Origin of the sequence: Phaeobacter gallaeciensis DSM 26640, from assembly GCF_000511385.1 — a bacterium.
Lineage (GTDB): Bacteria > Pseudomonadota > Alphaproteobacteria > Rhodobacterales > Rhodobacteraceae > Phaeobacter > Phaeobacter gallaeciensis.
In genome coordinates this window covers 3,327,613-3,354,325 of the sequence record NC_023137.1, presented here as the reverse complement: position 1 = coordinate 3,354,325, position 26,713 = coordinate 3,327,613, and the positions used below count along the sequence as shown (strand labels likewise).

At 54.2% G+C, this 26,713-nt stretch carries 18 protein-coding genes, 3 tRNA genes, 3 rRNA genes and 2 pseudogenes; 18 read left to right on the top strand and 8 right to left on the bottom strand.

The window, feature by feature from the left end:
* Window positions 1-47: 47 nt before the first annotated feature.
* From GAL_RS16150 to GAL_RS16100, 10 genes are all read left to right on the top strand, one after another.
* Window positions 48-1,541, top strand: a complete 1,494-nt coding sequence (locus GAL_RS16150) for an FMN-binding glutamate synthase family protein (protein WP_024098631.1) — start codon at window positions 48-50, stop codon at window positions 1,539-1,541.
* Between the two features lie 69 nt (window positions 1,542-1,610).
* Window positions 1,611-2,531 carry a protein-methionine-sulfoxide reductase catalytic subunit MsrP gene (gene msrP / locus GAL_RS16145; protein ID WP_024098630.1) on the top strand — a complete coding sequence of 307 codons (921 nt, stop codon included), beginning with the start codon at window positions 1,611-1,613 and terminating at the stop codon, window positions 2,529-2,531.
* Window positions 2,532-3,128 (top strand): protein-methionine-sulfoxide reductase heme-binding subunit MsrQ, encoded by a 597-nt coding sequence (gene msrQ / locus GAL_RS16140; protein WP_024098629.1) that lies wholly within the window; start codon window positions 2,532-2,534, stop codon window positions 3,126-3,128. It begins immediately after the preceding gene.
* Window positions 3,129-3,941: 813 nt separating this feature from the next.
* A 16S ribosomal RNA gene (locus GAL_RS16130) occupies window positions 3,942-5,405 on the top strand.
* Between the two features lie 151 nt (window positions 5,406-5,556).
* Window positions 5,557-5,632 (top strand) — tRNA-Ala (locus GAL_RS16125).
* 25 nt (window positions 5,633-5,657) lie between these two features.
* A tRNA-Ile gene (locus GAL_RS16120) sits at window positions 5,658-5,734 on the top strand.
* 420 nt (window positions 5,735-6,154) lie between these two features.
* Window positions 6,155-8,982: ribosomal RNA gene (locus GAL_RS16115) — 23S ribosomal RNA — on the top strand.
* Window positions 8,983-9,100: 118 nt separating this feature from the next.
* Window positions 9,101-9,215, top strand: a 5S ribosomal RNA gene (gene rrf / locus GAL_RS16110).
* Together the 16S, 23S and 5S rRNA genes with 3 tRNA genes alongside form the textbook arrangement of a ribosomal RNA operon.
* Before the next feature lie 99 nt (window positions 9,216-9,314).
* Window positions 9,315-9,391, top strand: a tRNA-Met gene (locus tag GAL_RS16105).
* Window positions 9,392-9,824: 433 nt separating this feature from the next.
* A complete protein-coding gene (locus GAL_RS16100) occupies window positions 9,825-10,868 on the top strand; it encodes an alpha/beta hydrolase family protein (RefSeq protein WP_158524448.1) in 1,044 nt (347 codons plus the stop codon).
* Window positions 10,869-11,041: 173 nt separating this feature from the next.
* On the opposite strand, the gene GAL_RS23010 is transcribed toward GAL_RS16100, so the two are convergent.
* From GAL_RS23010 to GAL_RS16075, 7 genes and pseudogenes are all read right to left on the bottom strand, one after another.
* Complete coding sequence (locus GAL_RS23010) at window positions 11,042-11,131, bottom strand: LuxR C-terminal-related transcriptional regulator (RefSeq protein ID WP_081731451.1); 90 nt, start codon at window positions 11,129-11,131, stop codon at window positions 11,042-11,044.
* A gap of 51 nt (window positions 11,132-11,182) precedes the next feature.
* A complete protein-coding gene (locus GAL_RS16095) occupies window positions 11,183-11,617 on the bottom strand; it encodes a response regulator (protein WP_040104195.1) in 435 nt (144 codons plus the stop codon).
* A 213-nt stretch (window positions 11,618-11,830) separates the two neighbouring features.
* Window positions 11,831-12,145, bottom strand: a pseudogene (locus GAL_RS22275) (transposase); the annotation flags it as partial.
* A gap of 103 nt (window positions 12,146-12,248) precedes the next feature.
* On the bottom strand, window positions 12,249-13,244 hold the full coding sequence (locus GAL_RS16090) for an NADPH:quinone reductase (protein ID WP_024098625.1): 996 nt from the start codon (window positions 13,242-13,244) through the stop codon (window positions 12,249-12,251).
* Between the two features lie 64 nt (window positions 13,245-13,308).
* The gene (locus tag GAL_RS16085) at window positions 13,309-14,427 is read right to left on the bottom strand and encodes an L-dopachrome tautomerase-related protein (RefSeq protein WP_024098624.1); all 1,119 of its coding nucleotides are present in this window, start codon (window positions 14,425-14,427) and stop codon (window positions 13,309-13,311) included.
* A 20-nt stretch (window positions 14,428-14,447) separates the two neighbouring features.
* Complete coding sequence (locus GAL_RS16080) at window positions 14,448-16,841, bottom strand: pyruvate dehydrogenase complex, dehydrogenase (E1) component (RefSeq protein ID WP_024098623.1); 2,394 nt, start codon at window positions 16,839-16,841, stop codon at window positions 14,448-14,450.
* Between the two features lie 142 nt (window positions 16,842-16,983).
* Window positions 16,984-17,523, bottom strand: a complete 540-nt coding sequence (locus GAL_RS16075; RefSeq protein ID WP_024098622.1) for a YbhB/YbcL family Raf kinase inhibitor-like protein — start codon at window positions 17,521-17,523, stop codon at window positions 16,984-16,986.
* Window positions 17,524-17,692: 169 nt separating this feature from the next.
* Between GAL_RS16075 and GAL_RS22270 the strand changes: the two are divergent.
* Window positions 17,693-17,982, top strand: a pseudogene (locus GAL_RS22270) (integrase core domain-containing protein); the annotation flags it as partial.
* 117 nt (window positions 17,983-18,099) lie between these two features.
* Here GAL_RS22270 and GAL_RS16070 read toward each other — a convergent pair.
* On the bottom strand, window positions 18,100-19,065 hold the full coding sequence (locus GAL_RS16070) for a LysR family transcriptional regulator (RefSeq protein ID WP_040104200.1): 966 nt from the start codon (window positions 19,063-19,065) through the stop codon (window positions 18,100-18,102).
* A gap of 203 nt (window positions 19,066-19,268) precedes the next feature.
* Between GAL_RS16070 and GAL_RS16065 the strand changes: the two genes are divergently transcribed.
* The 7 genes from GAL_RS16065 to GAL_RS16035 all read left to right on the top strand — a co-directional run bounded on the left by GAL_RS16065 (window position 19,269) and on the right by GAL_RS16035 (window position 26,711).
* Window positions 19,269-20,459, top strand: coding sequence for an ABC transporter substrate-binding protein (locus GAL_RS16065; protein ID WP_024098620.1), 1,191 nt, complete (start codon window positions 19,269-19,271; stop codon window positions 20,457-20,459).
* 157 nt (window positions 20,460-20,616) lie between these two features.
* A complete protein-coding gene (locus GAL_RS16060) occupies window positions 20,617-21,474 on the top strand; it encodes a branched-chain amino acid ABC transporter permease (RefSeq protein WP_024098619.1) in 858 nt (285 codons plus the stop codon).
* Window positions 21,475-21,477: 3 nt separating this feature from the next.
* Window positions 21,478-22,455 (top strand): branched-chain amino acid ABC transporter permease, encoded by a 978-nt coding sequence (locus tag GAL_RS16055; protein WP_024098618.1) that lies wholly within the window; start codon window positions 21,478-21,480, stop codon window positions 22,453-22,455.
* Entirely contained in the window at window positions 22,452-23,201 is a 750-nt protein-coding gene (locus GAL_RS16050) for an ABC transporter ATP-binding protein (RefSeq protein ID WP_024098617.1), read from the top strand. The genes GAL_RS16055 and GAL_RS16050 overlap by 4 nt, the downstream gene beginning before the upstream one ends.
* The gene (locus GAL_RS16045; protein ID WP_024098616.1) at window positions 23,202-23,897 is read left to right on the top strand and encodes an ABC transporter ATP-binding protein; all 696 of its coding nucleotides are present in this window, start codon (window positions 23,202-23,204) and stop codon (window positions 23,895-23,897) included.
* 11 nt (window positions 23,898-23,908) lie between these two features.
* On the top strand, window positions 23,909-25,003 hold the full coding sequence (locus GAL_RS16040) for a class II histone deacetylase (protein ID WP_024098615.1): 1,095 nt from the start codon (window positions 23,909-23,911) through the stop codon (window positions 25,001-25,003).
* Between the two features lie 757 nt (window positions 25,004-25,760).
* Window positions 25,761-26,711 (top strand): glycosyltransferase family protein, encoded by a 951-nt coding sequence (locus tag GAL_RS16035; protein WP_024098613.1) that lies wholly within the window; start codon window positions 25,761-25,763, stop codon window positions 26,709-26,711.
* The last annotated feature ends 2 nt before the right edge of the window (window positions 26,712-26,713 follow it).

Sequence of the window (26,713 nt, the reverse complement as noted above, 5' to 3'; positions counted from 1 at the left end):
GGCGGGCCGGTGGGCAGCGCGTTCCATTATCATATAGGAGTTTTTGCATGGGTTTCGCGGCAAATGCCATAGAATTCCTCGCTTATGTCTTTGTCTTCGCGCTGGGCGCGCTGGCCCTGATCGCGGTGGGGCTGTTTGTGGTGGATCGGATCCAGACAGAGGACGCGGTGCGGCGCAACTATCCGGTGATCGGTAGGTTTCGTGGGTTGTTTAGCACTCTAGGTGAGTTTTTTCGCCAGTATTTCTTTGCCATGGACCGTGAGGAGATGCCCTTTAACCGTGCGCAACGGGAATGGGTTGGACGTGCAGCGGAGGGGAAGGGCAACACGGTCGCCTTTGGCTCTACCCGCAATCTGAATGTGCCCGGCACGCCGATCTTCGTGAATGCGGCCTTTCCGGCGCTGGATGATGACAAAGCCTGCTGCGAGCCACGTCTGATTGGTCCGACTGCCCGCCAGCCCTATATGGCGCCGTCCTTCTTCAATATCTCCGGGATGAGCTATGGGGCGCTGTCGGCACCTGCGGTGCGTGCCCTCAGCCATGGGGCCAAAGAGGCGGGTATCTGGATGAACACCGGTGAAGGTGGGTTGAGCCCCTTTCATCTGGAAGGCGGCTGCGATGTGGTGTTTCAGATTGGGACCGCGAAATACGGCGTGCGAGATGAGACGGGGGCGCTGAGCGACGCGCACCTGCGCCGGATCGCGGCTCATGATACCGTGCGGATGTTTGAGCTGAAGCTGGCGCAGGGCGCAAAGCCGGGCAAAGGGGGCATTCTGCCCGGCGCCAAGGTCACCCAACAGATTGCTGAGATCCGCGGCATTCCTGAGGGGCAGGATAGTATTTCTCCCAACCGTCACCCTGAAATTGCCAACTATGACCAGCTGTTGGATATGATCGCCCACATCCGGGAGGTGACCGGCAAGCCGGTGGGTATCAAATTGGTGGTCGGCGCCGAGGCTGCCCTGCGCGAAATGTTTCTGAACATTGCGGCGCGCCAAGACGACAGTGCACCGGATTTCATCACCATTGACGGAGGTGAGGGCGGAACAGGTGCCGCCCCGATGCCGCTGATTGATCTGGTTGGGATGTCCGTGCGCGAGGCGCTGCCCCTGGTCTGTAATCTGCGTGATGAATACGGGCTCAAGGACCGTATCCGCCTGATTGCCTCGGGCAAGCTGGTCAATCCGGGTGATATCGCCTGGGCGCTGGCGGCGGGGGCTGATTTTGTCACCTCGGCGCGGGGGTTCATGTTCTCACTTGGCTGTATTCAGGCCCTGAAATGCAATCGCAACAGCTGCCCCACCGGAATCACCACCCATGACAAGCGCCTGCAAAAGGGGTTGGTGGTCGAGGAGAAGTCCACCCGCGTTGCCCGTTACGCCAAGGAGATTATCCATGAGGTGGAAACCATTGCTCATTCCGTCGGGGTGAGCGAGCCACGCCAGCTTCGTCGTCGTCATGTCCGGATCATGCAGGAGGATGGGCGCAGTCGGCCGATGCATGAGCTGATGCCAGGTTACAGTGCCATCGCGGAGACGTGAGAGGATATGTTTTGGACTGCGCCGCCAGCTGCCTTAGGTCCTTATCAACGGATATAAAGGAGACCCCGCATGGCCCACCGCTGGACGAACGATCTGAACGACGCTGATGTCACGCCCTATTCGGCATTTCTGAACCGCCGTCAGATCATGGCTGGTCTGGGCGGTGCTGTGGGGCTGGGTCTGGCGGGGCTGGGTGGCACTGCGGCGCAAGCCGCTACGGAGGCGGCGCTGGAGCCCAACAGCTGGGAGGATGTCACCACCTATTGCAACTTCTACGAATTCGGCACGGGTAAGGGGGATCCCGCCGCCTATGCAGGCCAGATGACGACGAAGCCTTGGAGTGTTGAGATCGACGGTCTGGTAGAGCGGCCTGGCAGCTACTCCATGGCGCAAATTCTGGAGACGATGACGCTGGAGGAGCGGATCTATCGCTTCCGCTGTGTTGAAGCCTGGTCAATGGTTGTACCCTGGCAGGGGTTTGAGCTGGCGGATCTTCTTGATCTGGCCGGCGTGCAGGACGGCGCCAAATACGTGGCGTTTGAAACCCTCTATCGCCCATCAGAAATGCCGGGCACCGCTTATAACGTATTGGATTGGCCCTACCGGGAAGGTCTGCGTCTGGATGAGGCGCAGCACCCGCTGACAATTATGGCCACTGGCATATTTGGCAAACCGCTCCCTAATCAGAACGGCGCGCCCCTGCGGCTGGTGGTCCCGTGGAAATACGGCTTTAAATCGATCAAATCGATTGTCCGCATCACGCTCACGGATCAGCAGCCGCAAACCAGCTGGAACATGGCAAACGCGCGCGAATATGGGTTCTACAGTAATGTGAACCCCAAGGTAGATCATCCCCGGTGGAGCCAGGCCACAGAGCGCCGCATTGGCGGCGGTCTCTTTGCCCGTCGTGAGCCGACATTGATGTTCAACGGCTATGAGGCAGATGTGGCCGCGCTCTATCAGGGTATGGATCTGGCTGAGAACTTCTGAATGCAGCGGATCAACACCCTATTGCGCGCGGTTCCTGTATGGTTGGTGTATGTGGCCGGGATGCTGCCGGCTGGTGTCTTGTTCTATCAGGGGCTCTCTGGTGCGCTTGGTGCGGAACCGATCAAGGCCCTGGAACATGAATATGGCGAATTGGCTCTGCAGTTGCTGGTGGCGACTCTGGCGATCACGCCGCTACGCCGGTTGCTCGGATTGAACCTGATGCGGTTCCGCCGAGCCATTGGTCTATTGTGCTTTTTCTATGTCAGCTGCCACCTGTTGGTGTGGCTGCTGCTTGATGTGCAGCTGCTGGGGCAGATCTTGGCGGACATTCTGAAGCGACCATATATTACCATCGGCATGGCCGGTTTCGTGTTGATGCTCCCCTTGGCGCTGACCTCTAATGGGATCTCGGTGCGCCGGTTGGGCGCGCGATGGCGTCTCCTGCATCGGCTGACTTATCCGGCCGCTGTTCTCGGGGCGCTGCACTATGTGATGCTGGCAAAGGGGTTTCAGCTGGAACCGCTGGTCTACATGGCGGTGATTCTGCTTCTGTTGGCACTCCGCCTGCCATCGGCCGCGCGGCTGAAACTGGCGTGAGACCGCGCCAGCAGCTTATGCAGCGGCTCATGTCGGCGTCAAAGACCCTCCATCGACTCGCAAGAGGGGCTTTGATGGATCCCGACTCGGATTAGGGTGAGCGCAAACAACGCTGACTCGGGTCTGAAACCGGTTGCAGCTTTGTTCTTGTGGGGAATTGGGCGGCTTTTCCTCTGATCAAGACAGCTCTCCCGACGGAGGGTGATATTTAAATATTTGAAAATAAATGACTTTTTAGAAATACAGCAAAAATCTCCATTTTCTATGATTTTGGTGTTGCGGCCATCGGTAACTGGGCTTAGAACCCCCTTCACCGGCGGCGCTGAGGCGCTACGGGGACACACTGGACGGGACGGCGGCGACGCTGGATTGGGCGGGAAACGCGGCGGAGAGACGCTGGGACGGGCTGGAGAGACGGTCGGACGCATCGGAAAGACGGTGGCATTTATGGGGTTTTGATCGGCGGGCGCGTCAGGAATTTGGCGCATCTGTTGGTTGTTGTCTCTGGATGTATGCTCTTTGACATTGATGATATCTGAAGAGATATGTGGGCGGTTTGGTTCATTCGATGGATCAACGTCTGTATATCGCGCTCTTAGGACTTCGGTTCGATGATAGAGTGTCAGCTTCACTGTCTTGTTCGGCTTCGGTTTCTTTTGAAACCAAGCACAACAGACAGAGAAACATGATTGCAATTCCAGGTTCCTAGCCGGGTCTGGATCACGTCTTATCGCGCTCAAGTAGCCGGTAGGCGGTAGCGCAATCAAGATGTGCAGAGGTTCGAACGTCAAGGATAAGCATGTAAGTGCTTTTCAACTTGAGAGTTTGATCCTGGCTCAGAACGAACGCTGGCGGCAGGCCTAACACATGCAAGTCGAGCGCACTCTTCGGAGTGAGCGGCGGACGGGTTAGTAACGCGTGGGAACGTGCCCTTCTCTAAGGAATAGCCACTGGAAACGGTGAGTAATACCTTATACGCCCTTCGGGGGAAAGATTTATCGGAGAAGGATCGGCCCGCGTTAGATTAGATAGTTGGTGGGGTAACGGCCTACCAAGTCTACGATCTATAGCTGGTTTTAGAGGATGATCAGCAACACTGGGACTGAGACACGGCCCAGACTCCTACGGGAGGCAGCAGTGGGGAATCTTGGACAATGGGCGCAAGCCTGATCCAGCCATGCCGCGTGAGTGATGAAGGCCTTAGGGTCGTAAAGCTCTTTCGCCAGAGATGATAATGACAGTATCTGGTAAAGAAACCCCGGCTAACTCCGTGCCAGCAGCCGCGGTAATACGGAGGGGGTTAGCGTTGTTCGGAATTACTGGGCGTAAAGCGCACGTAGGCGGATCAGAAAGTTGGGGGTGAAATCCCGGGGCTCAACCCCGGAACTGCCTCCAAAACTCCTGGTCTTGAGTTCGAGAGAGGTGAGTGGAATTCCGAGTGTAGAGGTGAAATTCGTAGATATTCGGAGGAACACCAGTGGCGAAGGCGGCTCACTGGCTCGATACTGACGCTGAGGTGCGAAAGTGTGGGGAGCAAACAGGATTAGATACCCTGGTAGTCCACACCGTAAACGATGAATGCCAGTCGTCGGCAAGCATGCTTGTCGGTGACACACCTAACGGATTAAGCATTCCGCCTGGGGAGTACGGTCGCAAGATTAAAACTCAAAGGAATTGACGGGGGCCCGCACAAGCGGTGGAGCATGTGGTTTAATTCGAAGCAACGCGCAGAACCTTACCAACCCTTGACATCCTAGGACCGCCAGAGAGATTTGGCTTTCACTTCGGTGACCTAGTGACAGGTGCTGCATGGCTGTCGTCAGCTCGTGTCGTGAGATGTTCGGTTAAGTCCGGCAACGAGCGCAACCCACATCCTTAGTTGCCAGCAGTTCGGCTGGGCACTCTAGGGAAACTGCCCGTGATAAGCGGGAGGAAGGTGTGGATGACGTCAAGTCCTCATGGCCCTTACGGGTTGGGCTACACACGTGCTACAATGGCAGTGACAATGGGTTAATCCCAAAAAACTGTCTCAGTTCGGATTGGGGTCTGCAACTCGACCCCATGAAGTCGGAATCGCTAGTAATCGCGTAACAGCATGACGCGGTGAATACGTTCCCGGGCCTTGTACACACCGCCCGTCACACCATGGGAGTTGGGTTTACCCGAAGGCCGTGCGCCAACCTTTCGAGGGGGCAGCGGACCACGGTGAGCTCAGCGACTGGGGTGAAGTCGTAACAAGGTAGCCGTAGGGGAACCTGCGGCTGGATCACCTCCTTTCTAAGGATGTATCTAGCTAGATCAGAGCTTGCTCTGTCTCGTGATACACTTAGCATAAGATCAGTAATCAAAACTGATCACATCCGGACCAGGCCGTCCTCATATCTCTTCAGAACTGTCATGATCTTGCCCTGGAGGCAGGATCTAGCAAGGGGCCTTAGCTCAGCTGGGAGAGCGCCTGATTTGCATTCAGGAGGTCAGGAGTTCGATCCTCCTAGGCTCCACCACTCATGCGAACGGCCCACATAGAATGGGTCGGTAGCTCAGGTGGTTAGAGCGCACGCCTGATAAGCGTGAGGTCGGAGGTTCAAGTCCTCCTCGACCCACCATTCTTCAGAATATGATTTGATCATCAAGCACTTGCTTTGAGTGTTTGATCGTCCAATCGGACATTCATTGGTCTTCATCAGAAGAGCAATGGAATTGACATCGTTTAGAGAGATACAATCAACAACACTGTTGGTCACCCGTGTAAGGGATCGACCTCAGTTTGGTGCTGAGGGCCACTTCGGTGGTCTGATGCGAGCCTTTGCATCCGCCCTTTTCCTCGGGCGCGCGAGGGTCTGCCGGATTGAAACCACAGTGTTGTCCAAGTCAAGTACACTAACCCGGTTCATATTCCGCAAGGTTTATGAACCAATGTTCACTTCTTATGAAGTGAGCGGGAAAGTATGCTTTTGGTTCAGAATAAGGCCGCAGTTTCTTACCAGCTTCTGTGGCGTGACAGTTCACTGTCTTTTTCTGGACCAGATCAAGCGCGAGAAGGGCGTTTGGTGGATGCCTTGGCAGTAAGAGGCGATGAAGGACGTGATACTCTGCGATAAGTCATGGGGAGCTGAGAATAGGCTTTGATCCATGAATTTCCGAATGGGGGAACCCACCTGACAGTTCGTTATTGTTAGCTCTGCTATCAATAATGAGCTTAATCAGGTACTTAAGACCTGAATACATAGGGTTTTAAGAGCAAACCCGGGGAACTGAAACATCTAAGTACCCGGAGGAAAGGACATCAATATGATACTCCCCTAGTAGCGGCGAGCGAACGGGGACCAGCCGAGCCTTGAGTGTGAATAGAATGTGTTGGGAAGCACAGCCATAGTGGGTGATAGCCCCGTATATGAAGCATGATAGGACGTATTAAGTAGGGCGGGACACGTGAAATCCTGTCTGAAGATCGGAGGACCACCTTCGAAGGCTAAGTACTCCTTACTGACCGATAGCGAACCAGTACCGTGAGGGAAAGGTGAAAAGCACCCCGACGAGGGGAGTGAAACAGTACCTGAAACCGAACGCCTACAATCAGTTGGAGGCCCCTTGAGGGCTGACAGCGTACCTTTTGTATAATGGGTCATCGACTTGGTCTCACGAGCAAGCTTAAGCCGTTAGGTGTAGGCGCAGCGAAAGCGAGTCTTAATAGGGCGCATGAGTTCGTGGGATCAGACCCGAAACCGAGTGATCTAGGCATGGCCAGGTTGAAGGTGCAGTAACATGCACTGGAGGACCGAACCCACATCTGTTGAAAAAGATCGGGATGAGCTGTGCCTAGGGGTGAAAGGCCAATCAAACTCGGAGATAGCTGGTTCTCTGCGAAATCTATTTAGGTAGAGCGTCATCCGAATACCCCGGGGGGTAGAGCACTGGATGGGTAATGGGGCCCCACAGGCTTACTGATCCTAACCAAACTCCGAATACCCGGGAGTACTAGATGGCAGACACACTGCGGATGCTAACGTCCGTAGTGGAGAGGGAAACAACCCTGACCTACAGCTAAGGCCCCTAATTCATGGCTAAGTGGGAAAGCAGGTGGGATGTCCAAAACAACCAGGAGGTTGGCTTAGAAGCAGCCATCCTTTAAAGATAGCGTAACAGCTCACTGGTCTAATTAAGACGTCCTGCGGCGAAGATGTAACGGGGCTCAAGCCATGAGCCGAAGCTTAGGATGCACATAGTGCATGGTAGCAGAGCGTAGTGTGACATAGTCTCATGTCTCCTTAGTGTCTTCGGACACATTGGAGACAAGAGGCTTTCGATGAAGCGGGCGCGTGAGCGATCCCGTGGAGAGATCACTAGCGAGAATGATGACATGAGTAGCGACAAAGAGTGTGAGAGACACTCTCGCCGAAAGTCCAAGGGTTCCTGCTTAAAGCTAATCTGAGCAGGGTAAGCCGGCCCCTAAGGCGAGGCCGAAAGGCGTAGCCGATGGGAACTAGGTTAATATTCCTAGGCCAGGAGGATGTGACGGATTGTGAAGGTAGTTCATCCTTATCGGATTGAATGGGCTGCTGATCAGTCCCTGGAAATAGCCCTCCATGAGACCGTACCCTAAACCGACACAGGTGGACTGGTAGAGAATACCAAGGCGCTTGAGAGAACGATGTTGAAGGAACTCGGCAAAATACCTCCGTAAGTTCGCGAGAAGGAGGCCCGGTTCCAAGGCAACTTGGAGCTGGGGGCACAAACCAGGGGGTGGCGACTGTTTATTAAAAACACAGGGCTCTGCGAAGTCGCAAGACGACGTATAGGGTCTGACGCCTGCCCGGTGCCTGAAGGTTAAAAGGAGGGGTGAGAGCTCCGAATTGAAGCCCAGGTAAACGGCGGCCGTAACTATAACGGTCCTAAGGTAGCGAAATTCCTTGTCGGGTAAGTTCCGACCTGCACGAATGGCGTAACGACTTCCCCGCTGTCTCCAACATCGACTCAGCGAAATTGAATTGCCTGTCAAGATGCAGGCTTCCCGCGGTTAGACGGAAAGACCCCGTGCACCTTTACTACAGCTTCGCACTGGCATCAGGATTGTGATGTGCAGGATAGGTGGTAGGCATCGAAACCGGAACGCTAGTTCCGGTGGAGCCTCCCTTGAGATACCACCCTTCGCACTCTTGATGTCTAACCGCGGTCCGTTATCCGGATCCGGGACCCTGCGTGGCGGGTAGTTTGACTGGGGCGGTCGCCTCCTAAAGCGTAACGGAGGCGCGCGAAGGTTGGCTCAGAGCGGTCGGAAATCGCTCGTTGAGTGCAATGGCAGAAGCCAGCCTGACTGCGAGACTGACAAGTCGAGCAGAGACGAAAGTCGGCCATAGTGATCCGGTGGTCCCAAGTGGGAGGGCCATCGCTCAACGGATAAAAGGTACGCCGGGGATAACAGGCTGATACTGCCCAAGAGTCCATATCGACGGCAGTGTTTGGCACCTCGATGTCGGCTCATCTCATCCTGGGGCTGGAGCAGGTCCCAAGGGTACGGCTGTTCGCCGTTTAAAGAGGTACGTGAGCTGGGTTTAGAACGTCGTGAGACAGTTCGGTCCCTATCTGCCGTGGGTGTAGGATACTTGAGAGGAGTTGCCCCTAGTACGAGAGGACCGGGGTGAACGATCCACTGGTGGACCTGTTGTTGCGCCAGCAGCAGTGCAGGGTAGCTATGATCGGACAGGATAACCGCTGAAGGCATCTAAGCGGGAAGCCCCCCTCAAAACAAGGTATCCCTGAGGGCCGAGGTAGACCACCTCGTCAATAGGCCGGAGATGTAAGTGCAGCAATGCATTCAGTTGACCGGTACTAATCGCCCGATAGGCTTGATCTGTTCCAGTAACAGGCAGTGACACAATGAACCAAAAGCAAAACTAAAACATGGACTTCATGTCGATTGTATCTCCGCGACGTCTCAAAATAAAAACGTCGCGAATATGGATTTTCCTCGGTTTGGTGGTCATAGCGCAAGTGAAACACCCGGTCCCATCCCGAACCCGGAAGTTAAGCACTGTTGCGCCGATGGTACTGCGTCTTAAGGCGTGGGAGAGTAGGTCACCGCCAAACCTAGTAAAATCCATAAATCTAAACGATCAAAAATACCTTCAGATATCCCAGCTGAAGGGACACCTTCCTAATCACAAAAAACGTGATCTGGAAATATACCGCGGGATGGAGCAGCCCGGTAGCTCGTCAGGCTCATAACCTGAAGGTCGTAGGTTCAAATCCTACTCCCGCAACCAACTTAAGCAAGCAATAACAAATACTTGAGACTCGCATCCGCGGGGTCGTTCGTGCTCGTAGCAAAACGCACCGGAACGAGGCCAACTCGCGATGGGGGCCGCTCCTGAGGAAGACCTGGATGACGAGAATGAACCTTCTCATCGACCACTAAGAGTTGCAGTCATTGTTTTTCCCATGTACCAATTTTAGTCTCCCAAGATTCATGATCTCACTTGGACGACCAAAAAAATCAAAGGGCACGAACCGATGCTTGTGCGACTAATCCTTTGCCTTTGTGCAATATTCTCGGCTCCGATTTCAAACGCACAGATATACGACTATGACGGGGTCCCTTTGCCCGATGCGATAAAATCGGCTACGTCGCCTGATCGGGAAGGTTTTTCCGGAGCATGGTCCGGCTTATGGAGCCATAGGCTGAAGCACATATTGCTAGTGGACAATGTTCAGCCTGATGGTCGTGCGGAGGTAGTTTATGCACATGGCGACATGGTGAGTTGGGGCATAAACCGCGACTGGCAAAGGTATCCTGCGCAAATTGAAGAAAATACTCTGACTGTCCTGGGTAACGGCTTTGTCGCCAACTATCGAAAATTGCCATCCGGCGTCCTAATGGCTGAATTTCAAGCAGGGCGCGCATTCTCACAGGCTGTGCTTCACACGTTAGACGGGAGTATGAGCAAACCAAAATGGACGTCAGCGAAGTTTGAGAAGATGAGGACAGAGCTTTTCGAAGCTGGTGAACCCATCGCATTTGAGATCGTGACTTTCAAGCCTGATGGTCCAGGACCGTATCCTCTGGCAATCGTCAATCATGGCTCGACAGGAGATGGAAAAAATCCAGCCGTTGCTAAGTTGACGTTCGTGGATACTGCGATTGCGCAATTTCTTGTAGATCGCGGATACATCGTTGTTTTTCCCCAGCGGCGTGGAAGAGGGACATCGGACGGGCTTTATGACGAAGGCTTCAATGAAGATCGCGCACAAGGATACAGTTGCGACACACGCACATCGCTGGCCGGAGCGGAACGCGCCATCACCGATCTTGACCATATCGTTACAGCTCTAAGCAAAAGGCCCGATGTTTCCTCGGCCTCTATTCTTCTGAGCGGTGTATCGCGTGGCGGCATCCTGTCGATGGCATATGCGGGCCACTATCCGAGACAAGTGTCTGGGGTCATCAATTTTGTTGGTGGCTGGATGGCGGAAGGCTGCCCTAATGGCGCAGCCATAAATGACGCGTTGTTCGTTCAAGCGGCCGAATTCCCACACAAGACACTGTCACTTTACGGCGAGAACGATCCGTTTTACTCCATCGCGCATACCAAAGAGCGGTTTGAGGCATTTGAGGCCAAAGGTGGTCAAGGAACATACGTTGTGTTCGATGTTCCCGGTGGAAATGGGCATGCCCTTAGCGCGGCTCACAGCCTTTGGGCGCCAGTTGCTGACGCGTATTTAGATAGTTTGGAACGCCATTAGTTCCGCTAACTGAATTTAGTCAGCGCGGATCAATTCGATTGACGTGAATGTCTGCTTTGCAGGCTGCAGCGGCGGCAACACTCCAGTAGGCTGGACGGCGGCTTTGGGCCGTCACTTCCCGTCGCTCGTAAACATCGCAGCAAACTTGGTCCGGTTCATCGCGCCGACCTTCTTCAGCAGGGCCGCACATGGTTCTCCACGGTTTTTGGTGACAGCCTCATCTGCGCGACAATTTCTTTGTCTGTGAGCCCTTGGGCAACAATGTTGCTTGCGTCTCAGCTTGGGTCAATGATCCCCACCAATCCTCAAGCTGTTTAAGCTCGGCCAGCACTTCTCTTGGGAATGAACTGACGGCCAGCGGCCATCATCCGCAAGGCGTGCAGCAGTGGGTCCTCTGACCTCGCTTTGAGAGGCCAGCCATCAATGGCGGATTTCAACGGATGAACGTCAGTGTGGCCGGATAGCATCCCAACGGTTTGGGCTGGAAACTGCTGCTGGATAAGTTCAAGACCCCGCAGTCTGCTGGTCCTGGGTATGTCATAATCCAGTGGCACCAAGTCGAACGGACCATCTGTTCCCAGTTGTTCCAGCGTTTGATCTACCGAACCGACAGCAACAACGCGGATGTCAGGACCAAGCTGGCTGAACATGTAGGCCATTGCATCGTCCGACATCAAGTGATCCTCTGCGATTAACAGGCCTTTCAGTGTGAAAATTTTTTGTTGATATATATCAGCAGCTTGGATCATTTTACGGATACGAGAAAGACGTTTGAATTTACCAGCCAGGATGCAATGATCTGTGTTGGATCGATCCCACTTTGGCTGACTGCCTACAAATCCGCTGATGGTTCAACTTCTTTGAGACGTATTCCAGTCTGTGGTTTCTCTCCGCTGGGGCGATGTTGGCCATTGCTATGGCTGCACCGGTTCGGTTTGTGTTGGCCCCACCGATGACCAATCTGCTGCTGGCGAACGGTGCGCTTTGAGATAAGTTGCATCAATTACCACGATTTTCTCCCCACCATGATCGGCTGCCAGTCCCATCATCACCTTTGCGCAGATGCGCTTAGCGCTCCAATGTTTCCACCGGTTAGAGAGCGTCTTGTGCAGACCGTATTCCTTGGGTGCATCGCACCATCTTAAGTCATTGTGATTTATGAAGATGATCCCATTTGGCACACGCCTATCATCGGTGCGAGGTCTGTCGTTTGACTTGGGGATGAAGGGCCGGAGACGCGCCATCTGGGCGTCGGCCAGCCAGAAAAGATCAGACATGTTCACCGCTAATTTTTCGAACCGTGAACCACGCAGATAGCCAGAATTCCATGGGGCCCGCCCCTAATCATAGGGACGGACCATTTCATTGGGGGAGGCTCACTCAAACGGTTAGAATGACTTTTCCTGCAAAGCCGCCCTGTTCAGCGAACTCATGCGCGGCCACAATCTGGTCCAGAGGGAATGATCGCTTGATCTTGAGTTTTAACGCTCCAGTCTGAAGACATGCGTTTATGTCCTCAATCGCATTCTGCCGCGCTTGGGCGGAGATTGCGTAGACAAACACGAACCTGACGACTGCGTTTGCTACCAGTAGGGAACGGTAGGGCAGGGGAGCAGCAGGGTCACTGGTAGCATAGTGCGCAATGACACCGCCCTGTTTGAGGTAGAGATGGGCCTCTTTCATCGTATCGGATAGGGCCACATCTATAATCCGGTCAATTCTCTTTCCGCCAGTAACGGTTAGGACCGCAGCGGGCAGGTTTTCTTCCCGGTAATTGATGATGTAGTCTGCCCCGGCTTGGCGTGCGATCTCTGCTTTTTCGGGTCCGCTGACAGTAGCGATCACCCGCGCGCCGGCCCATTTCGCCAGGGCGATGGCGCATTGGCCAACAGCACCGGCGCCTCCAGTGACCAGAACCCACTGGTCTTTAACTGGCCCGTCCGCCATCAACGCGCGATGAGCGGTCATGGCGGGAACGCCTAGACAAGCACCCTGTTCGAAGGAGATGCCATCGGGCAGCGGGGCCGCAAGTTCGGCTTTGACCACGATCTGCTCCGCGGCGGTGCCCCTGTTGCCTTGGGCTTGGCCGTCTTCGGTACGGTTCACATTGAACAGCCAGACACGCTGGCCGATCTGGTCGGAGGAAATCCCCTTGCCCACAGCCTCAATGATGCCGGCACCATCTGAATGAGGGGTCACATTGCCATCAGGCAACGGGCCCTGAGCGCCCGAGCGGACCTTGTAGTCTGACGGATTGATTCCGCTAGCGTGAATACGCACACGCACTTCGCCCGAACCAGGCTCAGGCACGGCGCCGTTTGTGATGCGGAAACTGTCTTTTGCGGCTCCTTGGCCAATTGCGGATACGGTTTTCATGTGTGTCTACTACCAAAAAAGGGGTCCGCACGGTTATCCGCGCGGACAAGTTTGGGGAGAGGTGTCAGTGTCCGATACGCCCTGGTGCCTCGGGGCGGAATCGGTAGATCAGATAAGGCGCTTCGTTCTTTGCCTCACCATCGTTGAACAGAGCGGCTTTGGATATCTGGGCTGCGGAAACATACATGTAGCCGTCCAACGCATAGCTTACGCCATCAGGCCAGGACAGATCCTCTGCCACGGCGTAGCGGCGATATTCCCGGCTATCTGCCGGGATGATCCCGACAGCGTTGGTTTCCACTTCGGTCAGATAGAGGTTTCCAGCCTGGTCGATCGACAGGCCCCCATTGTTGGGTTTGTCGGCATAGCGTTCGACCCGCGCACCGAGCTCAGTCTCGGTCAGGGTTTCATTCAGAAGATCGGCAAAACGGATGCGATAGATGGCGGAGCCGTTAAGCGGACCGAAATACAACCATTCGAATTCCGTATCCGCAGCGATACCGTCCGCACCTACCTTGATCACGGTCTGCCCGCCATCGCCATCCGGGACGGTCAGCGGCTTGCCATCCACTACGATCGCTACGTCCTCGGGCAAGGTCGACACGTGCCCTTGCAAAACGCGCCGCGTGGCGCCAGTCGTCATGTCGACTATGACCAATGCCGCCGTCGTTCCGTCGCCGCCCGGCCCGATGCCTTCGTCGGCGATAACAAAAACGCCATCCTTGTGATTGACGACAAAATCGTTGTGCTGGCTTTCGGGTCGCGAGGCTGGGGCTGGAATATAGTAGACCTTTTCCAGCCGATCCTCCCAGGTGTTCCAGCCGACCAGTTTGGGTGTCAGCCCGGTGCGCTGACCCATATCGAGGATCCAGACGATCCCGTTTTCATCGCCGCGAAGACCCAGGACGCTGTCGAAGTAGCGGTCGCTTCCATCCCGTGGTGTATTCCATTCGATGTTGGGAAATGGGGCAAAGGATTTGCCGTCTTCGCCCAGTTCGGCCACCCGGATTTCAGGCGAAAAGAACGGGTGGTGGCTATAGATGATCCGATTATCGGGCGTGAATGTGATATTGCCGACAGATTGCGGGAGTTCTGCAACGACCTCAGCAGTTTGCGGGGTTTCGCTCCAGGCAGGAAAGGCGATGGCCGCACTCATGCAGAGCGAGTTGACAAGGTGTTTCATGGAATCTTCCCTTCTTGGTTTCAGCTAATTCGGGCCAGACGGAGCGGGCGCCCGTTGAGCGCTAGTTCCGCCGCTCGCATGATCGCATCGGCGTCGATGCGGTGAGCGCGGTACAGATCTGCAATTGATCCGGTCTGCCCAAAATGCTCGACTCCGAGCGGGCGAACCCGCTGACCCAAGACCGACCCAAGCCAGGACAAGGCGAGAGGATGCCCATCCGTAACCGTGACGATGGCCGCATCCCTACTGACCTTGGACAACAGTGTTTCGATATGGGATTGCGCATTGGGATGCCCTAGGGCGCGAGCTCGATCTGCGGCGTGCCACCCGGCGTTAAGCCGATCCGCGGATGTGATAGCCAGCACCCCGATGTCGCGTTGATCCTGTCCAATTCGCCCGGCTGCGGCAATCGCTTCGGCTGCTACCACACCGGTATAGGCGATCACGAGGCCGCAACCCGGACCCGGCTTGCGCAGCCAGTAGCCGCCATTCACGATGTCGCGCCTTAGTCTGCCACCCAACGTACGTGTCGGCTGTTCCAGCTTGTGGGTGGATAGGCGCAGATAGACCGATCCGCCGGTTTCATCGCGCAGCCAGTCGCCTTGTTCAGGAGTTTCTTCTCCGTCACGCTGTAAGTAGTCGAATGACCATTCCAGAATGCAGCCAAGCTCGTCCACGAAGGCAGGTTCGAAACTGGCCAGACCATCTTGCGATATGCCGATCAGTGGTGTTCCGATGGATTGATGCGCGCCGCCCTCGGGCGCTAGGGTAATGCCGGATGGAGTCGCGGCCACAATGAAGCGGGCATCCTGATAACAGGCATAGTTCAGCGCGTCCTTACCGCGCTCGATGAAAGGATCGTATAGCGTCCCGATCGGTATAAGCCGCTCGCCGAACAACGCGTGCGACAGCCCTGCTGCACCGAGCAGGGTAAAGAGATTCATCTCGGCAATGCCCAACTCGATATGTGCGCCTTCAGGCGATGCAGCCCATTTCTGCATCGAGGCAATGCCCCTATCTCGAAACTCGTCCGCAATCGGGCTTTTGGCAAAAACCCCCTTACGGTTTACCCATCCAGCCAGTCCTGTCGAGGTTGCCACATCCGGTGCCATTGTCAGGATGCGATCCGATAGAGGTGATGAACTGCGCGCAAGATCGTCCAGTAGTTTACCGAACCCTTCCTGTGTCGACAGAGCGGCTTTTGTCGATAGAGGCGTCAGATCCGGCACGTCGATACGCGCGGCAGTGTAGCGCCGACAACCTTGCGCGATGAAGGGTACCTTAGTCAGGAATGCATCGTATTCGGCGGCGGGGCGGGACAGACCCTCGAAAAGGTCCCATTCATGCCCGGTGCGAATTTGATGGGCATCACGCAAGATCCCCAACTGGGCGCTGTTGATCTGGCCCGAGTGGTTATCCTTATGACCCGCAAGAGGCAGACCATGGCCCTTGACTGTGTAAAGGATGAAGCAAACGGGGCGATCATGGTCGATTGAAGCAATAGTCTGCATCAAGCTGCGCTGGTCGTGACCACCAAGGTTGGTCATCAGCCTAGCCAGTTCGTCATCCGTGCGGCTCTCGATCAGGTGGCTAACATCGCCTTGATCACCAAGATCGTTCAGCAGTTGTTCGCGCCAGGCGGCCCCGCCGGAAAAAGTCAGCGCCGCATAGATCTGATTGGAACATCCATCTATCCAGTCGCGCAGCTGTTTACCCCCCGGTTCGGCGAACGCTGCCTCTAGAAGCGATCCGTACTTGAGCTCGACCACCTCCCAGCCCATCGAAGCAAAAACATCGCGAAAGAACGCGTTCTGCGCATCTTTCGTGACTGCATCAAGGCTTTGCCGATTGTAGTCGATGAACCACCAGCAATTGCGAAGATCGTGTTTTCTACCCTCAAGCAGCGCCTCGTAGAGGTTGCCTTCGTCAAGTTCGGCATCTCCGAGGATAGAGATCATACGCCCGGGAGCCTGCTTGCCCCAACTCTTGGCGGCAACATAATCCTGCACCATCGCGGAAAATACCGCCATAGCGCCGCCTAGGCCGACCGAACCTGTAGAAAAGTCCACATCATCGGCATCCTTCGTGCGGGACGGATAAGATTGTGCGCCGCCGAACCCACGGAAGTTTTCGAGGTTCTCGCGGGTCTGCCGCCCGAGAAGGTACTGCCAGGCATGAAAGATCGGAGAAGCGTGCGGTTTGACGGCGACCCGGTCCTCGGGCTGCAGCACCGCCCCATAGAGTACCGCCATCAGGGTCGAGAGCGAAGCCGATGAGGCCTGATGACCACCAACCTTGAGAGAATCCGATTTCGGGCGGATGGCGTTGGCGTGGTGTATCGTCCATGTCGATAGCCAGAGTGCCTTCTTCTCGAGGTCTTCAAGAACGGTGGAGTTCGCGCGATGGTCCGACATCAGGTTTTCCTCATTTGTCGTGACAGCCTATGCGCGCGTTTCGGCCAGATAATCAGATCAGTTGCGAAATCTATTTTTGGGAATGGCAAACAAAGGCCGACCGAGGGGCCTCGGCCGACCCTAATCTGATCTACTGTGTCTGCTACTCCTCGCGTGGTCCGGCAATCACCTCAAGCGTCGCGGTTGCAAGGGTGTTGCTGTTGTAGAAGAAGCCTGCAAGTGCGGCTGAGGCGTTTTCTGGAAGGTCCAGACTGGGAACGGACAGAGCGTATACCGTATAAACATAGGAATGCGTCCGTCCGACAGGTGGACAGGGCCCAAAGAATCCAGGTTGATTCAGGTCAGTGTTGTTTTCAATAGCACCTTTGGGAATGTCAGTTCCTATGCCAGTTGCGTTGAGGGGGATATTGTACACGCTCCAATGCCAAAATCCGCTGCCGGTCGGCGCGTCTTTGTCATAAAAGGTGAGAGCAAAACTCTTTGTCCCCTCGGGTGCTCCTGACCAGCTTAGTTCTGGGCGAGCATTTTCACCAGAGCAACCGAAGTTATTCCAGTAATATTTGGCCGGGATCGACTGACCTGATGCGAGTTCGGGGCTCGACAAGATAAAGGGTTCGCCCGCATGCGCGGTGCCAAAAGCCAGAGTGGTCAAGATCGCGGCAGCTACGGTTTTTAGGTGCATGATGGGCCTTTCTTTGATTTTGATGCCTGACGCGAAGCTAAGATCTGAGGGGCGAAAGCAAATCTTCTTCTTAGCAAAATCACCATGTGTTATTGGCAAACAAAAAAGGCGCAAGCGGGTCCTTTTGATTTCCCGTAAAGAACTAAATATTGATCACTATTTGCGTGACGATCTATTAATACTACGGGGAGCACCCCGCTTCATACATTCAAGAATAGGCCAGAATTTATCGCCCAGACAGCTTACACTGAACCTGTCAGCCCATGGGAGAATGGATGGTGTGAAAGCTTCAATGAGCTGCTCAGCGGTGAAATCTTGTACAGCCTACGCGAAGCTCAAACTCTGATCGAACAATGGAGGAACCACCACAACGCAAAGCGGCTCGACAGTGCTCCGGGCTATGGCCGGTCAGCGCCCGAAACCATCATCCTGATAGATTGCAGGGTGATGATGCACTAACAATCAAACCGACCAGTCAGATCAGGCTGCTCAGCTCCTTTCGTGCAATAAATAGCATGTGAGTTTTCTAGCGGTGGCGCGCCGGTGCTTTGTCCCAATTGATGAGTTTGGGCACGCCTATTTCCTCGGATCAGGATATACCATGTTCTTTCCGAACTCAGGCACAACAACGGCGAAGTTCTCAGGTCCCAGTTCCAGAAAAAACTCATATACAATCCCTATGAAGTCGCGAACGTAGTCAGGCTTCAACGGACCGTATGGGTTCGCTACGACCAAGGTTGGCTGAATCAACGGGTCTGAAATTGGCACCCGGACGACATTCTCAGTATCCGGGCTTGTTTCTGAGGGACAAATATTCAAAAGCGATGCCCCTAATCCGCTTGCGACACACGACCTTACTGTTTCGTAAGAATGCGTTCTAAGCGCGATGCTAGGTCTGCGGGCGGTCAGATCGAACAGCGCCAGAAGATATTCGCGTGTCTCGGGCAAATCCAAAAGTATGAGCGGCTTTTCCGCGAGTTCTGCCATCGAGATTGTCTCGTTCCCCGCATGCTCATCTTCAACATTTAGAAGTGCATGGGCCGGGAATTTGCAAATTGGTGTCACCTCTCCGGTAAAGTCATCTCCAATATCGTAGGTCACGATGAGATCCAAATCACCAGAAGCTAGCCATCCGCGAAGCTGCCGCTGATCCCCCTCACGCAATAGAATTTGGCTGGATCCGTACTGCTCTGAGTACCGCTTGATCAGAGGTGGAAGAAGAAGCGCGCCAAATGGTGAAAAACAACCTAACCGAAGGGTCTGAGGCGCCACTTGGGAGAATTCATCAATAGTCTTTTCAAACTCAGCCCCTGCTGCCAGGAATTTTTGAGCTGAGGTCAAGAAAGCCTGACCGGCAGGAGTGATGGCGACACCCCGCCCGCGCCTTTTATGGAACAAACGTGTTTTGGTTCCCTGTTCAGCTGCCTCGACCGCAGCAAGCAAAGATGACTGTGAAATGTTAAGGACCTTGCAGGCCGTTGTAATACTGCCCTGCCGTGCGATTTCCCGTATGTAGGTTACCTGCTTGTAAGTAAGCCGCAAATCGCACTCCTTATACATCTAATGTCAGTATGTAGTTAATCTTTGTATTTTGTGAACATGTCAATCTGTGCTGTACAAGTAGGTGCTTAGTAAGTTGGCGAAGCGGCGTCCTACGGAGGAGCCAGCAAAACCTGGTGGAGGGCCGCCGCGCAAAAAGGCACGTCTTTTTGGCGCCCACAGAAAATAGCCAATGGGAGGAAGAGATGAAAAAGTTCAGTAAATTCATAATCGGCTGTGCGAGCGCCATGTCACTTGGTGCTCCAGCAGCATATGCCGAAGACAACGAGCTTACGATCAACATCGTCGCCAGCATGTCCGGTGCATTTGCCAACTTTGGCCTGCAGGCCGAAAAAGGTGCGAGACTTGCCATTGAGGAAGCCGGGGAAGCGGCTGGAATGCCCCTCAAAATGGTTGTGATCGACACCGAAAGTAATGCAGGCAAGGGCGCCCGGAAAGTTCAGGCCGATCTGAGTGAAAATGGCCCCGGCATTTATGTCGGAACGACCTTGTCATCCACAGCCTTGGCTGTTGGGCAGGCAGTGCACGAAGCCGGAGGCGTCTACATTAACGGCGGCGGTGCGGATGAGCTGACTGGTGAGAAATGCAACGCATCCATGTACCGCTGGAGCGCGCCGACTTATGGGGCAGTCAATGCCAGCCTGCGTCCGGTTTTGGAAGCGCACCCTGACATCAAGCGGGTCTACACTATCACGCCACAGTATGTCTTTGGCGAGGCGATGCTTACGAACGCAAAAGCTGTTCTTGAGGAACAGGGTATTGAGCATGTCGGCAACAGCTACCATTCGCTCAAGGACAAAGAGTTTTCGGGGTTCATCGCGCAAGCGCAAGCCGCAAACCCTGATCTTCTGATCCTGCTGAATTTCGGATCTCAGGCAGCGGCTTCAATGCAGCAGGCAGTGAACTTCGGCCTCAAGGAGCGGATGAAGATCCTAATGGTGTGGAGCAGCGGTCTCGACACGATGCAATCACTTGGCGCTGAGGTGTCGAATGGGGTCTATTTTGGTGCACAGTACTGGCACGAAGAGGAGGCCGCCGGAAACCAGGCCCTTGTTGCTCTCACTCAGGAAAAACTCGGAGAAGCCCCGAACTATCCTCTGGCCTCCTATTACCAGATGACAAAGGTGATGATCGATGCTGTGAATGCAACGGGCGGCGCAGATCCTGAGGCCATCAAGGCTCAATTGGCAGGACTCACCTACGATGGCATCACCGGGGTCGAAATGGTTTCTGCTGACAACAATCAGGTTGAGAAGAATTTCTACCTTCTTCTGGGTAAGGACGCAGCCAGTCAGACTGATGAAAACGACTTTGCTGATGTTGTTTCCAAAGGAAAATTCTTCCTGACAGCGGCTGAAGCCGGCTGCGAAAAATAAGGTTTCTCCCTGAAGAGAGCGCCCCAGCGCGACCGTTCTGCTTGAACAGCGGGCGCTCTCTCGAAATCAACGAGTCTCAAGCCAAACACCGCGTATCTGTCTCGTGCAGACAGGCTTAGTCTTGGAAATCTGCAAATAAAAACTTGGGGAGACAGTTGTGAGCCTGTACTTATTCCAGTTGCTCAATGGCGTCGGGCTGGGAATGATCTATTTCCTGATGGGCGTTGGGTTAACCATTATCTTTGGGATGATGAACTTTGTAAACTTCGCCCACGGTGTGTTTTACGCACTTGGAGCCTTCATTTGCTATCAGGTCGTTCAGATCACTGGCTCCTATTGGATTGGTTTGATCCTGACGCCCATCTTGATTGGCGCGGTTGCGTTCGCTCTTGAAAAGATCCTGATCACGAAGCTCTACCGAGTGGACCACGCGGTACAGATTCTCATAACAATCGGCTTAATGCTCATCATTCGTGAAGGCATCCTGATCATATGGGGCACGGTACCAAAGCCGGTTGCAACACCTTCGATCCTGCAAGGAGTCATATTCCTTGGAGATTTTGTGTACCCTAGGTACCGCCTCTTCATCATCGCTATTTCTGCGGGCATTGGCTTTGGTGTCTGGTATCTGCTGGAGCGTACCAAGTTCGGCATCACAATCCGTGCAGGCAGCGAAAACCCAAAGATGGTGTCCTTGCTTGGCGTAGATACTGACAGGCTCTTTGCATTCACATTCGTATTTGGGGTCGCCCTCGCAGGGATTGCCGGTGCTCTGCTCTCGCCCATTCGTGGTGCCGATGCGTTTTCAGGTGATGAAGCACTGGGTATTGCCTTTGTCGTCGTGGTGATTGGCGGGATGGGAAGTTTCACTGGTGCGCTTCTTGGAGGGCTGATCGTTGGCCTCGTGCAAAGTTTCACCGCAATCCTTTGGCCAGAAGGCACCAAGGTCATGATCTATTCGGTTATGGCTCTGATTATTCTTCTGCGCCCGAACGGCCTGTTCGGAAAGGCCTAGACAATGCTCAACAATATTCCACTGTTCGTTCACTTCCTGGCCGCCCTTGCGATAGCTGCCGTGTTGCCTATGGTTCTGCCGTCTTACGTGCTCGCTACGGAAATCCTGCTGTTCGGCCTCGCTGTTATAGGCTGCAATCTTCTATTGGGTTACACAGGCCTTCTGTCATTTGGGCAGGCGCTCTTCTTTGGGTCGGGTGCTTACTTTGCAGGGCTGATGTCCATACATCTCAACTTCGACATCGTGTCCACTTTGGTGATCACGATGGTTTTGGGATCTTTGATTGCGGTCTTTGTCGGTTTCTTTGCAATCAGACGGGCCGGGATCTATTTCATCATGCTGACGCTGGCCTTTGCGCAGCTTGGATACTACATTGCGTTCCTTGCCGAACCAATCACCGGCGGCGAAGATGGATTGCTGGATATTCAGCGGCCCGCATTTTCGGTACCGTTTGTGGCTAAAATTGAGTTCTCCAGCGACCTCAGCTTCTACCTTCTGACCGGCACCATTTTTGTACTGGTGTTTGTACTTATGCAAAGATTGGTGAGCTCGCCTCTGGGGACCGTGCTGAGGGCCATCAAACAAAACGAGGCAAGGGCTGAGGCAATCGGCTACAATGTCACTCTCTACAAAATCATTGTTTTTGCCTTTTCCGGAGCCATAACCGCACTTGCGGGCGCCCTCTACGCCTTCATGCTGAAATTTGCGCCACTTTCAAATATTGATCTCGAGACCAGCTCACAGATTTTGTTCATGACGATCCTCGGGGGGCTTGGGTCGATCTACGGCTCGGTGCTTGGATCTGCGGTGTTCCTGATTGCGTCGGATTTCTTTGCCGAACTCTGGCCGCGCTGGATGATCCTGCTCGGGTTGCTGTTGATTTTTGTCATGCTCTATATGCCAGGCGGCGTCTCTAAATCCCTTGAAAGCCTGTTTCACAAGCTTTCCGCAGCAAACGGCAAGCGGGGGAAGAAGCCATGACTGCCATTCTCGAAACAAGATCACTCACCAAGCGCTACGGCGACTTTGTAGCGAACACAGATATCAATCTTCGTGTCGCAAAGGGCACCGTTCATGGCGTCATCGGCCCAAACGGAGCTGGCAAAACGACATTCTTCAATTGCCTTGCCGGCACCGTTCAGACGACATCCGGCCAAGTCCTTCTGGAAGGCAACGACATAACGAAACTTGCCCAGCACAAGCGCCCGCTTGCCGGTCTTTCGCGTTCTTTCCAGGTGACTTCCTTGTTTGGCGACCTGTCGGTCTTTGAGAACTTGAGACTCGCGCATCAGGCTTTGACTCCGGGAAATGGTTTCATTTTCTGGCGCTCCGCGCAGGAGACTGGGTCCACTGCTGAGGCTGTCGACAAAGTGCTCGCGCGCACGTCGCTCAGCGCCGAACGTGACACACCGGTTTCTGCATTGTCCCACGGTCAGCAGCGCGTGCTTGAAGTCGGCGTCGCTCTAATGTCGAAACCGCGTGTACTCCTTCTGGACGAGCCGACATCCGGCATGGGTATTGATGACATCCCACAAATGATCGCACTCCTGAATGATCTCAAAAAGGAGTGCACGATTGTACTTATCGAGCACAATGTCGGACTGGTCACCGAAGTTTGCGACGCGGTGACCGTCCTGCAAGGGGGGAAAGTCATTTCCGAAGGAACCCCTTACGAGGTGTCAAACGACGAGAAAGTCAAAACCGCGTATCTTGGGGAGGACCTTTAAATGTTGCGCCTTAGCGATGTTAACTCTCTCTACGGAAAGAGCCACATTCTCTTTGATGTATCCATCGAAGTTGGTGAGGGCGAAATTGTCACACTTCTGGGCCGCAATGGCGCAGGGAAATCGACAACCCTGAATTCGATCATGGGGCTTGTTCCAAATGTTACTGGTGCGATCGAATTTGGCGGGCAAAGCCTCATCGGTATGCCGACCCACAAAATTGCGGAACTGGGTATCTGCCTGATCCCTGAGCAGCGCGACATTTTTCAGATCCTGACTGTTGAAGAAAATCTGTTGCTGTCTCAGAAACCCAACAGCAGTTGGAGTATCAAAGATATCTACGATCTGTTCCCTCGGCTTGAAGAACGGAAAACCAACGGCGGCGGGCAGCTTTCGGGGGGAGAGCAACAGATGCTGGCAATCGCCCGCGCTTTGCTCAATGCGCCAAAGATCTTGCTTTGCGATGAACCATCAGAGGGCCTTGCCCCTGTTATCATTCAAGAAATTGTTGCAACCCTCGAAAAGATCAAATCAACTGGCATGCCAATCCTGCTCGTGGAACAGAACCTTCGAGTCTGCGAAAAACTGGCTGACCGCCACTATATTTTCGAACAAGGCCAAGTGTTGCATGAGTTTTCGCGAGACAGCTTCTTCTCCGAAGAAGCCAGAGCCGCGAAACAAAAATACCTGTCTGTTTAGAGTAGACGAACATGAGAAAAACAGCATTCATTTCACACGAGAAGTGTTTTTGGCACTTTGGCGGCAACTATGCTCTGCTTGCGCCGGTTGGCGGGCTGGTACAGCCTATGGTTTCTGGTGGCTTGCCAGAAGCCCCCGAAACCAAGCGTCGGCTCAAGAATTTGATTGAGGTTACCGGCCTGGATCAAGACCTTGAAATGGTCGTGGGGACATCAGCGACTTGGGAAGACCTCGAGCGGGTGCACCCAAAAACATATCTTGAGCAGTTCAAAACTCTTTCCGACAATGGCGGCGGTGAATTGGGGCTGCGCACCCCGTTTGGGCCGGGTGCCTTTGAGATCGCCATGTTGTCAGCAGGTATGGTTATTCAGGCGGTCGAGGGCGTGGCAAAAGGAGAGTATGACAATGCTTACGCATTGTCGCGGCCGCCCGGGCACCATTGTTTGCCAGATTGGCCTAATGGTTTCTGTCTTCTCGCGAATGTCGCAGTTGCAGTGGAAAAGGCAATTTCTGAAGGATGGGCCAAAAAGGTCGTGGTCCTTGATTGGGATGTGCATCATGGAAATGGCACGGAGGCAATTTTCTATGACCGCCCGGATGTTATGACAATTTCAATTCATCAGGACCGTTGCTATCCGCAGGATACTGGAGCGGTTGAAGACCGCGGCACGGGGGCCGGTCTAGGTGCTAACATGAACATCCCACTGCCACCTGGTTGCGGCCACAACACCTATATCGACGCAACCGAGAGGTTAATTGCCCCTGCGATCCAAGCCTTCAACCCTGATCTCGTCATCATTGCGTGCGGTTTTGATGCTGGCGGGTTCGATCCGCTTGCCCGCATGATGTGCTCAGCAGAGACGTTTAGAGAAATGACAAAGCGCATTATGGATATTACGGACGGTAAAATGGTGGCGGCTCATGAAGGGGGCTATTCTGAGCTTTATGTCCCGTTTTGCGGCCATGCGATGCTGGAACAGATGTCCGGCTCCAAGATTCGTGCAGAAGACCCTCTTTTGCAGAGGATCAATGGGCAACAGCCAGATGCACGCGTCGAAGCCTTCCATTCAGAACTCATAAGAGAAATGGCTGACCAGCTACTTTAGCGCCCACCGTTTGAGGTATACTCGCAGGCTGCGCTACTTCTCAACGTTTGGACGGAAACTGGCGTTTTATGCCACCTTTGGCTCCTGCTGATCGGGATTGGTCATTTCACTTCGCTGCAGATAAATCACAGCTGGTGGTTTGCGGCCTAAGCTTAGGTTCCATCGGTTTTCTGCGTTCTACGTGGGTCACGGTTTGAAACGCGCTTTATCAGCGCGCCTGATTACTTAGGTTTGGGTGAGGCGCACATGAAGCATCTAAAAGAAGATTTTCGTGGGCCCCATGGCATACCGTGGGTGGCTGAGAAACGGGTACATAGTGGGATTGTCTTCATCAACCGCGATGGCTTGTGCTGGTATGACGCGCATAATGGATGCGGTGGGTACAAGGCGCTCTGCAACCGTTGGAATCGGTGGGGCGAGAAGGGCGCCTCTACGCTGACGATGATCGGTTGACCGCGGATCACGGTGAGGAAACGACGGTGATGGCACCCATTCCGAAACCTCGTTTCGACCATTGGGCAGTGATTGAGATCGTGTTCGGCAGATTCAGGGATTGGTGCGAGTGGCGACCCGCTGAGACCAGTGCGCGAAGGTCTTCCTGTCTGCCATCTCAATCTATTTGCCGTGGGCCCTGTCTCTAAGTGATCAGAGACATCTACATAACCATGGTGACTTAACTCAAATTTATCTCTTCTGAGCGTATCTTCGCGAATGTACGCGCACAAAGCCGTGCGTATTTTGCTGGAGAACCGGTCACATGCAATTCCGTTCGTTTAACGCTCCTGATCCAGATGCGCCTGATCGCCCGTTGGTGACGGTTTTCTGTGCTGTTTGGCATAAGCAGCCCAATAAGTTGGAGTTATTGCGCTCTCATTGGGAGAATCTGAAGGCGCAGTCGATTCCGGTGGAGCCTTGTTACATTTTCGACAACGGCGATGTTGCTCCGGACTGGCTGGAGGCTCCTTGGCATAGCTTCGATGCGCCTCTGACGATCTACGAAGCTTGGTCAGCAGCAACGGCGTTGGCACAGACCGACTACATCATGAACCTCAATATGGATGACCGCTTGGCCACAAATGCAGTCCAGGCGATGGTGGCGACAGCGGCTGCCACCAAGTCGACGTTGGTGGGTGGCGAATGGCTGGTTAGTTTTGATGAGAGCCATTTGGAACAGCAGTTTGTGGTCGAGGACCTCTGGAAGACGAATTTCATCGCCGATTGGCCACCGAAGGCGCAGGCTGAGCAGAGGCTCGGCAGTGGCACAGGAGAGCGGGGGACCTACGGGCCGGCGACGCTTTGGAACCTGAAACAGGTGGGGCAGTGGTATCCCAGCTATTTTGGCAACCAAATGCCGATTAAATCAATCGGCGATTCGATTTTCTGGCAAATGCTGGCTAACAAAAACTGCAAATTCACGCGTATTCCTATGGTTGTCGGGCGGTATTATTCAGACGAGGACTCGCAAGCCGAATTTCGACCTCATCAGGACAATGACCATCTGCGCGCCCATGGTGTTAGCCTGGTTTCCTTTGCGAACTTTGTCCTTTCGGATGATTTTTCAAAATGGCCAGGCTTGAACCCTGAGCCCAGTGTTCCGGACCGCGGACCGCGTAACAAGATCGAACAGGCCAGTGACAAGTTGGCTGCTCAATTCCGCGCTATGGGGCTTGGGGCCCAGTGCCCGTCACAGTCGGTTGCGGTGCAGTGAGC